13 protein-coding genes are annotated in these 8641 nt (G+C 69.7%); 11 read left to right on the plus strand and 2 right to left on the minus strand.

Translation table 11 applies throughout. The features are described from left to right. Window positions 1-35 precede the first annotated feature (35 nt). The 10 genes from ACFVYN_RS31765 (at window position 36) to ACFVYN_RS31810 (ending at window position 5419) form a co-directional block, all read left to right on the plus strand. Window positions 36-404: a gas vesicle protein gene (locus ACFVYN_RS31765; protein WP_390004814.1), complete on the plus strand. Its 369-nt coding sequence runs from the start codon at window positions 36-38 to the stop codon at window positions 402-404. Window positions 405-490: 86 nt separating this feature from the next. Continuing rightward, window positions 491-919: a gas vesicle structural protein GvpA gene (locus tag ACFVYN_RS31770; protein WP_390004816.1), complete on the plus strand. Its 429-nt coding sequence runs from the start codon at window positions 491-493 to the stop codon at window positions 917-919. After that, window positions 916-1686: a GvpL/GvpF family gas vesicle protein gene (locus tag ACFVYN_RS31775; protein ID WP_390004818.1), complete on the plus strand. Its 771-nt coding sequence runs from the start codon at window positions 916-918 to the stop codon at window positions 1684-1686. The genes ACFVYN_RS31770 and ACFVYN_RS31775 overlap by 4 nt, the downstream gene beginning before the upstream one ends. 7 nt (window positions 1687-1693) lie before the next feature. Continuing rightward, window positions 1694-1957, plus strand: a complete 264-nt coding sequence (locus ACFVYN_RS31780) for a gas vesicle protein GvpG (protein ID WP_390004821.1) — start codon at window positions 1694-1696, stop codon at window positions 1955-1957. Beyond that, window positions 1954-2685, plus strand: a complete 732-nt coding sequence (locus ACFVYN_RS31785) for a DNA primase (RefSeq protein ID WP_390004823.1) — start codon at window positions 1954-1956, stop codon at window positions 2683-2685. The genes ACFVYN_RS31780 and ACFVYN_RS31785 overlap by 4 nt, the downstream gene beginning before the upstream one ends. Next, window positions 2685-3851 carry an SRPBCC family protein gene (locus ACFVYN_RS31790; RefSeq protein WP_390004825.1) on the plus strand — a complete coding sequence of 389 codons (1167 nt, stop codon included), beginning with the start codon at window positions 2685-2687 and terminating at the stop codon, window positions 3849-3851. Before ACFVYN_RS31785 ends, ACFVYN_RS31790 begins: the two co-directional genes overlap by 1 nt. Further along, on the plus strand, window positions 3848-4186 hold the full coding sequence (locus tag ACFVYN_RS31795; protein WP_390004828.1) for a gas vesicle protein: 339 nt from the start codon (window positions 3848-3850) through the stop codon (window positions 4184-4186). Before ACFVYN_RS31790 ends, ACFVYN_RS31795 begins: the two co-directional genes overlap by 4 nt. Beyond that, complete coding sequence (locus ACFVYN_RS31800) at window positions 4183-4953, plus strand: GvpL/GvpF family gas vesicle protein (RefSeq protein WP_390004830.1); 771 nt, start codon at window positions 4183-4185, stop codon at window positions 4951-4953. The genes ACFVYN_RS31795 and ACFVYN_RS31800 overlap by 4 nt, the downstream gene beginning before the upstream one ends. After that, window positions 4950-5138, plus strand: coding sequence for a gas vesicle protein (locus tag ACFVYN_RS31805; RefSeq protein ID WP_007385868.1), 189 nt, complete (start codon window positions 4950-4952; stop codon window positions 5136-5138). Before ACFVYN_RS31800 ends, ACFVYN_RS31805 begins: the two co-directional genes overlap by 4 nt. Next, entirely contained in the window at window positions 5135-5419 is a 285-nt protein-coding gene (locus tag ACFVYN_RS31810; RefSeq protein ID WP_266391822.1) for a gas vesicle protein K, read from the plus strand. Before ACFVYN_RS31805 ends, ACFVYN_RS31810 begins: the two co-directional genes overlap by 4 nt. 13 nt (window positions 5420-5432) lie before the next feature. On the opposite strand, the gene ACFVYN_RS31815 is transcribed toward ACFVYN_RS31810, so the two are convergent. Together ACFVYN_RS31815 and ACFVYN_RS31820 are read right to left on the minus strand one after the other, a co-directional pair. Continuing rightward, window positions 5433-5603, minus strand: coding sequence for a hydrophobic protein (locus tag ACFVYN_RS31815; protein WP_069760366.1), 171 nt, complete (start codon window positions 5601-5603; stop codon window positions 5433-5435). Between the two features lie 42 nt (window positions 5604-5645). Then, window positions 5646-6467, minus strand: coding sequence for a class I SAM-dependent methyltransferase (locus ACFVYN_RS31820; protein ID WP_390004833.1), 822 nt, complete (start codon window positions 6465-6467; stop codon window positions 5646-5648). Window positions 6468-7103: 636 nt separating this feature from the next. Here ACFVYN_RS31820 and ACFVYN_RS31825 point away from each other — a divergent pair. Further along, window positions 7104-8641: ATP-binding cassette domain-containing protein (locus ACFVYN_RS31825; protein ID WP_390004836.1), on the plus strand; the 1538-nt coding region annotated here is incomplete at its 3' end.

Consider the following 8641-nt stretch of genomic DNA (forward strand, 5'->3'; position numbering starts at 1 on the left):
GGAGGAACGAGCGGCCACCCGAGGTGAGAGGTGCCATGTCGAACACAAACAACTCAGCGAAAGCACAGGATTCACGAAACTCCCGCAAAGGGACTGAAGAGGACGCGGAAGAGAACGTGGCGGAGAACAGGCGGGCCAAGCCCATGGAGGTGCTGCGCAACGCGCGCACCCAGCTGGCCGAGCTGACCGGCATGGACGCCGAGAACGTGTCGTCCTTCGAACAGACCGAGGACGGCTGGTCGCTCGAGATCGAGGTCCTCGAGCTGTCCCGCGTGCCCGACACGATGAGCCTGATGGCGAGCTACCAGGTCGAACTCGACCCGGAAGGCCAGCTCACCGGTTATCGGCGCGTTCGCCGTTACGAACGCGGGCGCGCGGACGCGCAGAGGCAGGGCGGCCGCTAGACCGCTCCACCACGCAGACATCCGCAGACATCCGCAGACATCCAGACATCTGTTCACCAGCACACAGAAAAGGAGGCGCGGTCGACATGACCGTTGTCCCGGCACAACAGGGCGGTGGCGGAGGCGGCTCCAGCGGCCTCTACGACGTTCTGGAACTGGTCCTCGACAGGGGTCTCGTCATCGACGCGTTCGTACGCGTTTCCCTGGTCGGCATCGAAATACTCAAGATCGACGTACGGGTCGTAGTGGCCAGCGTCGACACGTATCTGCGGTTCGCCGAGGCGTGCAACCGGCTCGACCTGGAGGCCGGGCCGCGCAAGGACCCCGGCCTGCCCGACCTGGTCGGCGAGATGACCGAGTCCGGCGCCCGCGGCAAGTCCAAGGGAGCGCTGTCCGGCGCCGCCGAGACCATCTCCGACGCCTTCAAGCAGGCGCGTGAGGGAGACGGTCAGGGCGAGTCCAGGCCGCGTGCCCGCAAGACCACCGCCTCGCGCAGGAAGGAGGAGCAGGAGTGAGCACGTACGTGTACGGGATCACCGACGCGTCCCACCCCACGCTGCCCGAGAACCTGGTGGGGGTCGGTGACCCCCCGCTTCCGGTGCGGGTGCTGAAGGAGGGCGGCCTGGCGGCCATCGTCAGTGACGCCCCCGAAGGGCTGCGGCCCAAGCGGCGTGACCTCCTCGCCCACCAGAACGTGCTGAGCGAGGCGGGCGCGGAGGGCTGCATCCTGCCCATGCGGTTCGGCAGCGTGGCCCCCGACGACGACACCGTCACCGGGGTGCTCGCGGAACGCTCCGAGCACTACCAGGAGCGCCTGCGGACCCTCGACGGCAAGGTCGAGTACAACGTCAAGGCCACGCACGACGAAGAGGCCGTACTGCACCGCGTGATGTCCGACAACCCGGACGTCCGCGCCGTGGCCGAGGCCAACCGGAAGGCGGGCGGCGGCAGTTACGACGACCGTCTCCGGCTCGGCGAGATGGTCGTGGCCGCGGTCAAGGCCCGCGAGGCCGAGGACGCCGGCGAGGTGCAGCGCGCCCTGGAACCGGTCGCCGACGCGATCAGCGTGGGCCCGGAGTCCTCGGGCTGGCTCGCCAACGTGTCCTTCCTCGTGGAGCGGGACTCGGCCGCGTCCTTCGTGGAGGCGGTGGACCAGCTCCGCAAGGCCCATCCGCACCTGGACCTGCGGGTCAACGGCCCGCTCCCGCCGTACAGCTTCGTCGAACCGGGCCCGGGCGAACCCGCGGGCACCACGGTCGGCATCGACCACGCGGAGGAGTGAGGCGGCCGTGGGTCTCATCGGAGAGGTGCTGCTGCTGCCGTTCGCCCCGGTGCGCGGCAGCGGCTGGGTGATTCGGCAGGTGCTGAAGGAAGCGGAGCGCCTCTACTACGACCCGGCGACGGTCCGGGCCGAGCTCGGCCGGCTCGAGGAGCGACTGGAGGCGGGCGAGATCAGCGAGGAGGAGTTCGACCGACAGGAGGACGAGCTCCTCGAACGACTGGAGATCGGCCTGCGCGGCGGCGCGGGGACTGGCGACGGGACGATGCGATGAACCGAACAGGACTGGGCCTCGCCGTAGGGGCCGGATACCTCCTCGGACGTACGAAGAAACTGAAACTGGCGTTCGCGGTCGGCACGCTCGTGGCCGGCAAGCGGATGCATCTGAGCCCCAAGGCGGTGGCCGACCTGGTCTCCCAGCAACTGCTGAAGAACCCGCAGTTCAAGGAGATAGGCGACACGCTCCGCGAGGACCTGCGAGGCGTCGGCAAGGCGGCCTCCGGTGCCATGGTGGAGCGGCAGATCGACGCGATCGCCGACCGGCTGCACGGCCGTACCGCCCAGGTCCGCGACCAGCTCTCGGGCGTGGCGCCCGAGGTGCCGGGCCTCTCCGACGACGAGGACGACGAGTCCGAAAGGGACGAGGAGCCCGAGGAGGAGGAGACTGGGACCGCGGAGGACGAGGCCGACGAGGAGCCCTCGGACGAGGACGAGGCCGACGACGAGGCCGACGACGACGAGGCCGACGACGAGCAGGACGAGGCTCCGGCCCCGGCGAAGAGGACCGCCAAGAAGGCCCCGGCCAAGAAGTCGGCCGCGAAGAAGGCGCCGGGCCGCACGCCGCCCGCGAAGAAGACGGCGCAGAGCCAGGGCGGCACGGCCGGCAAGAAGACCGCGGCCAAGAAGACCGCAACGAAGAAGACGGCCGCCAAGAAGGCGACCGCGGCCAGGGGCGCCGGCCGGAGCACCCGCGCCCGGCTGCCGAAGGGAGGCGGTGAGTGATGACCGAAGCACTCGGGTCCGCCCGTGACGCCACCGACAAGGCGAAGAGCAACCCGCTCACCGACATGGCCCACAGCGAGGCGGCGGACCGGCTCAAGTCCGAGCTGCAGGAGTACGTCTCCGCACAGGCCCAGCGCCTGCTGGTCGGTGTCGGGCGCAAGCTGGGCGAGACCACCGGCAAGCTGAACGACATCGCCGAGGGCAACAGCCCCGGATTCGCCAAGCTCGCCCTGGACGGCGGCCGCAAGCTCGCCGAGGGCAAGGGGCCCGTGCGCAGCGCGGTCGAGGTCGGCGTCTCGAACGCCAAGGACAAGGTGGTCGGCGCTTTCAAGAACCTCGGCGGCGGCAAGGGCAAGCGCAAGGGCGGGGCCGGTCAGAAGCCCACGGTGATCATCGAGTTCATCGATGTCGGCGTGGATCTGCGCACAGCCTACGACCAGTGGACGCAGTACCAGGACTTCTCCACCTTCGCGAAGGGCGTCAAGAGCGCGAACCGCGCCGACGACACCCACACCGACTGGCAGATGAAGATCTTCTGGTCCAACCGCAGCTGGAAGGCCACCACCACCGACCAGATCCCCGACGACCGGATCCACTGGACGTCGGAGGGCGCCAAGGGCACCACCAAGGGCGTCGTGTCCTTCCACCGGCTCGCGGACAACCTCACCCGCGTCCTGCTGGTGATCGAGTACTACCCCAAGGGCCTGTTCGAGAAAACCGGCAACATCTGGCGCGCCCAGGGCCGCCGGGCCCGGCTGGACCTCAAGCACTTCGCCCGCTTCATCACCCTCAAGGGGGAGGCGGAGGACGGCTGGCGCGGCGAGATCCGCGACGGTGAGGTCGTCAAGAGCCACGACGACGCGGTGGCGGAGGAGGAAGAGGCCGAGGGCACCGAAGAAGGGGCCGAGGACTCCGAGGACTCCGAGGACTCCGAGGACACCGAGGAAGAGGAAGAGCAGGAAGGCCCGTACGCCGAGGACGAGACCGAGGAGGAGCCCGAGGAAGAGGGCGAGCCCGAGGACGAGTACGAGGAGTACGACGAGGAGGAGCCCGAGGAGGAGGCCGAGGAAGAGGCACCCGCGGGCGAGGACGACGTGGCCGAGGAAGACGTACCCGAGGAAGAGGAAGAGGAGTACGAGTACGCCGAGGGCGGGAGCCGACGATGAGCATGCCCAGCCGGCTCCCGGATCCCTACGGCCAGGGAGGCGGAGCCAATCTGGCCGACATCCTGGAGCGTGTGCTGGACAAGGGCATCGTCATCGCGGGCGACATCCGCATCAACCTGCTTGACATCGAGCTGCTCACCATCAAACTGCGGCTCATCGTCGCCTCGGTCGACAAGGCCAAGGAGATGGGGATCGACTGGTGGGAGGACGACCCGGCGTTGTCCTCCCGCGCCCGCCGTGACGAACTCGCCCGCGAGAACAGCGAGTTGCGTGAGCGGCTCGCGCGTCTGGAGGAGCTGGAGCCCAGTCGCCGTGCCGAGGAGGAGAGTTCATGACCGGACTGCGGTACGTGTACGCCGTCTGCCGGCCCTTCGGCACCCCGTTGCAGGCCCAGCTGGCCGGGGTGGCCGGCGATCCGCCGAGACTGCTGCACCACCACGGCCTGGTGGCCGTCGTCAGCCATGTGCCGGAGCGGGACTTCGCCGAAGAGCCGCTCCGCAGGCATCTGGAGGACCTGGAGTGGCTGACCGCGACCGTGCGCGCGCACCAGAGCGTCATCGACGCGCTCACGGTCGTCACCACCCCGCTGCCGCTCCGGCTCGGCACCGTGTTCCGTGACGACAGCGGCGTCCGCGTGATGATCGAGGAACGCGAGGAGGGCTTCCGGCGGACCCTCGACCGGCTCCAGGACCGGGTCGAGTGGGGCGTCAAGGTGTACGCCGAGACGTCGGCCACGGACCGTGCGGAGCCCGCCGAGACACCCGAGAAGCCGGTCTCGGGCCGGGACTATCTGCGGCAGCGGCGCCAACGGGTGCGTTCGCACGAGGAGATGTGGCAGCAGGCGGAGGCCTTCGCGACCCGGCTGCACGAAGCGCTTTCCCGGTACGCGGAGGACGCGCGGCTGCACGCTCCGCAGAATCCCACCCTTTCCGGGGCCTCGGGGCAGAACATTTTGAATGCCGCCTATCTCGTGCCGCGCGGCGATTCCGAGGAATTCGTGGAAATGGTCGACCGTACCAAGGGTGAGGTCCCGGGAATGCGGGTGGAACTCACAGGACCCTGGGCGGCCTATTCCTTCGCGGGGGAGGAACAACAGCCGTGACCGTCATCGAACGCCGCGAGGTGGCCCTCGTCGACCTGCTCGACCGGCTGCTGGCCGGCGGGGTCGTCATCACGGGGGACATCACCCTGCGCATCGCGGACGTCGACCTCGTCCGCATCGACCTGAACGCGCTGATCAGCTCGGTCAACGCTCAAGTCCCCTCACCGTGGGAGGAGTTGCTGTGACGACCCGACGCAACCGGCTGGACCTGGAGCCCGACACGGTCGAGCGCGACCTGGTCAAGCTCGTCCTGACCGTCGTGGAGCTGCTGCGGCAGCTCATGGAGCGCCAGGCGCTGCGCCGGTTCGACGAGGGCGACCTGAGCGAGGAGCAGGAGGAGCGGATCGGGCTCACCCTCATGCTCCTCGACGACCGCATGACCGAGCTGCGCGAGCGGTACGGACTGCGGCCCGAGGACCTGAACCTGGACCTCGGGCCGCTGGGACCGCTGCTTCCCCGGGAATGAGATCCCGGGAAGGTCACCACCTGTACCAGCGACCCCTGCTTCCGCCCGACGTCGTCCCACGCATCAGGAACCCCAGCAACCACAGCACGAGCACGGCCAGTGCGATCCACCAGAGAATCTTCACTGCGAAACCGGCGCCGAAAAGAATCAGTACCAGAAGCAGCACGAGCAGGATGGCAATCATGATCTGAACCTCCTGCATTCCGGGTTTCCCGGAATCTGCGTTTCAGACTTCCTTTCTGCACAGAATTTCTCCGTGCAGCACACAGAACCAGCCGTCGTCCTGCACGCCCCACTCCCGCCAGGCGTCCGAGACGGCCCGCAGCTGCTCCACGGTGGCGTGACCGCCCTCGGTGGCCCGCTCCGCGTACGCCGAGGCCAGCGTGCGGTCCGCCCACAGCCCGCTCCACCACTCCCGCTCCCCGGCGGTGGAGTAGGTCCAGGTGCTTGAGCTCGCGGTGACGTCCGTCAGGCCCGCCCGCAGCGCCCAGGACTTCAGCCGCCGGCCGGCGTCCGGCTCACCGCCGTTGGCCCGGGCCACCCGACGGTACAGGTCGAGCCAGTCGTCCAGCCCCGCGGACGCCGGGTACCAGGTCATGGCCGCGTAGTCCGAGTCGCGGACCGCGATGTACCCGCCGGGCCTGGTGACCCGCCGCATCTCGCGCAGTGCCCGCACCGGGTCCCCGACGTGCTGGAGCACCTGGTGGGCGTGGACCACGCAGAAGGTGTCGTCCGGGAAGTCCAGCGCGTGCACGTCGGCGACCGCGAAGTCGACGTTCGTCAGCCCTCGTGCGGCGGCCGTGGCGCGGGCCTGCTCCAGGATGCCGGGCGCGTGGTCGACGCCGGTGACCTCTCCGTCCGGGACCAGTGCCGCGAGGTCTGCGGTGATCGTGCCAGGGCCGCAGCCGATGTCCAGGATCTTCATGTGGGGCTTCAGCGAACCGAGCAGATAGGCCGCCGAGTTGGCGGCGGTGCGCCAGGTGTGCGAACGCAGCACGGACTCGTGGTGACCGTGGGTGTAGACGGCGGTCTCCCGCGGTGTCGTCATGACAGGGCTCCCCTTTTCGACAGGTCCGTCGGTACGCAGAACGCTACGCCCGCATGTCGAATGGTGAGACCCCTGTATTGCCATATGGACTGACGGGCAATCAGTTTCCGGCGTGGCGCGCCTCCACCAGCCCGGTCGGCCGGGACGGCCCGGGGTCCCCGCGGAGTGGTTCAGGGCCCCGCAGGGCATCCCGGTTCGCACAGAGCGGGAACCTCCCGGCGACGCGACCCGGGCGCACGTCGGTACCAGGCCCCGTAAGCGAACGCGGCGCCCGCGTCGGTCACAACGTCGCGTCGACCCGGGAGAGCGCCACCGACCAGGCGAGGTAGGCCAGGGCGGCGCCTCAGGCCGGGAAGGGTTGCGAAGGCCGCTGCGGACGCGGCCTGAGAGGAACGTCAGCTGCAGGGCCAGGGGGGCCGGGTCCAGTGAACGGCGGGTGCGCCCGCCCGAGCGGGGTGCGGCTCGCAGCCGTCGCGGCGGCGGTGGCGAAGGAGAGGACGCCTTGGTTCGCGCTTGTGTTCAGCCGGGCCGTGACGTGGCGGGGACCCGCGCAGGAGCGCGCGGTCGGCGCCGGGTCCTCGTGACCGAGCCATAAGCGTTTGCCCAGGTGCCGCCGTCGCACCGACAATGCGCCCCATGGGACATCTGGAAGCCGCACATCTCGAGTACTACCTCCCCGACGGGAGGGCGCTGCTCGGCGATGTGTCGTTCCGGGTGGGCGAGGGGGCCGTCGTAGCCCTCGTCGGGCCGAACGGCGCCGGCAAGACGACCCTGCTGCGGCTGATCTCCGGCGAGCTGAAACCGCACGGCGGGACGGTCACCGTCACCGGCGGCCTGGGAGTGATGCGCCAGTTCGTGGGGTCCGTACGGGACGAGACGACCGTACGGGACCTGCTCGTGTCGGTCGCGCCGCCCCGGATCCGGGAGGCCGCGCAGGCCGTCGACAGGGCCGAGCACCTGATCATGACCGTCGACGACGAGGCCGCCCAGCTGACGTACGCGCAGGCCCTGTCCGACTGGGCCGAGGTGCGCGGATACGAGTCCGAGACGCTCTGGGACATGTGCACCATGGCCGCGCTCGGGGTGCCGTACGACAAGGCGCAGTTCCGGCAGGTGCGGACCCTGTCCGGCGGTGAGCAGAAGCGGCTGGTGCTGGAGGCGCTGCTGCGCGGCACGGACCAGGTGCTGCTGCTCGACGAGCCGGACAACTACCTCGACGTGCCCGGCAAGCGCTGGCTGGAGGAGAAGCTGAAGGAGACCCGCAAGACGGTTCTCTTCGTCTCCCACGACCGGGAACTGCTCTCCCGGGCCGCCGAGAAGATCGTCTCCGTGGAGCCCTCGCCCACCGGTGCGGACGCCTGGGTGCACGGCGGCGGGTTCGCCACCTACCACGAGGCGCGGCGCGAACGCTTCGCACGCTTCGAGGAGTTGCGCCGACGCTGGGACGAGAAGCACGCGCAGCTCAGGAAACTGGTGCTGAGTCTCCGCCAGGCGGCCAGCATCAGCCATGAGCTGGCGTCCCGCTACCAGGCGGCCCAGACCCGGCTGCGCAAGTTCGAGGAGGCCGGGCCGCCGCCCGAGCCGCCGCGCGAGCAGGACATCACCATGCGGATCAAGGGCGGCCGCACCGGGATCAGGGCCGTCACCTGCAAGGGACTCGAACTGACCGGCCTGATGAACCCCTTCGACCTGGAGGTCTTCTACGGCGAACGCGTCGCCGTCCTCGGCTCCAACGGCTCCGGCAAGTCGCACTTCCTGCGGCTGCTGGCCGGAGACGCCACCGTGGCGCACACGGGGGAGTGGAAGCTCGGGGCGCGGGTCGTGCCCGGCCACTTCGCGCAGACGCACGCCCACCCCGAGCTCTTCGGCCGCACCCTTCTCGACATCCTCTGGAAGGAGCACGCCCAGGACCGGGGCGCCGCGATGTCCCGGCTGCGCCGCTACGAACTGACCGGCCAGGCCGAGCAGAGCTTCGACCGGCTCTCCGGCGGCCAGCAGGCCCGCTTCCAGATCCTCCTGCTGGAGCTCCAGGGCGTCACCGCGCTGCTCCTGGACGAGCCCACCGACAACCTCGACCTGGAGTCCGCGGAGGCCCTCCAGGAGGGCCTGGAGGCCTTCGACGGCACGGTGCTCGCGGTCACCCACGACCGCTGGTTCGCGCGGTCCTTCGACAC

Origin of the sequence: Streptomyces sp. NPDC058307 (genome assembly GCF_042880295.1) — a bacterium.
GTDB lineage: Bacteria > Actinomycetota > Actinomycetes > Streptomycetales > Streptomycetaceae > Streptomyces.

Coding starts and splice junctions, on each gene's coding strand:
- ACFVYN_RS31765 (WP_390004814.1), top strand. CDS start 36: ATGTCGAACACAAACAACTCAGCGAAAGCACAGGATTCACGAAACTCC.
- ACFVYN_RS31770 (WP_390004816.1), top strand. CDS start 491: ATGACCGTTGTCCCGGCACAACAGGGCGGTGGCGGAGGCGGCTCCAGC.
- ACFVYN_RS31785 (WP_390004823.1), top strand. CDS start 1,954: ATGAACCGAACAGGACTGGGCCTCGCCGTAGGGGCCGGATACCTCCTC.
- ACFVYN_RS31790 (WP_390004825.1), top strand. CDS start 2,685: ATGACCGAAGCACTCGGGTCCGCCCGTGACGCCACCGACAAGGCGAAG.
- ACFVYN_RS31795 (WP_390004828.1), top strand. CDS start 3,848: ATGAGCATGCCCAGCCGGCTCCCGGATCCCTACGGCCAGGGAGGCGGA.
- ACFVYN_RS31800 (WP_390004830.1), top strand. CDS start 4,183: ATGACCGGACTGCGGTACGTGTACGCCGTCTGCCGGCCCTTCGGCACC.
- ACFVYN_RS31815 (WP_069760366.1), bottom strand. CDS start 5,603: ATGATTGCCATCCTGCTCGTGCTGCTTCTGGTACTGATTCTTTTCGGC.
- ACFVYN_RS31820 (WP_390004833.1), bottom strand. CDS start 6,467: ATGACGACACCGCGGGAGACCGCCGTCTACACCCACGGTCACCACGAG.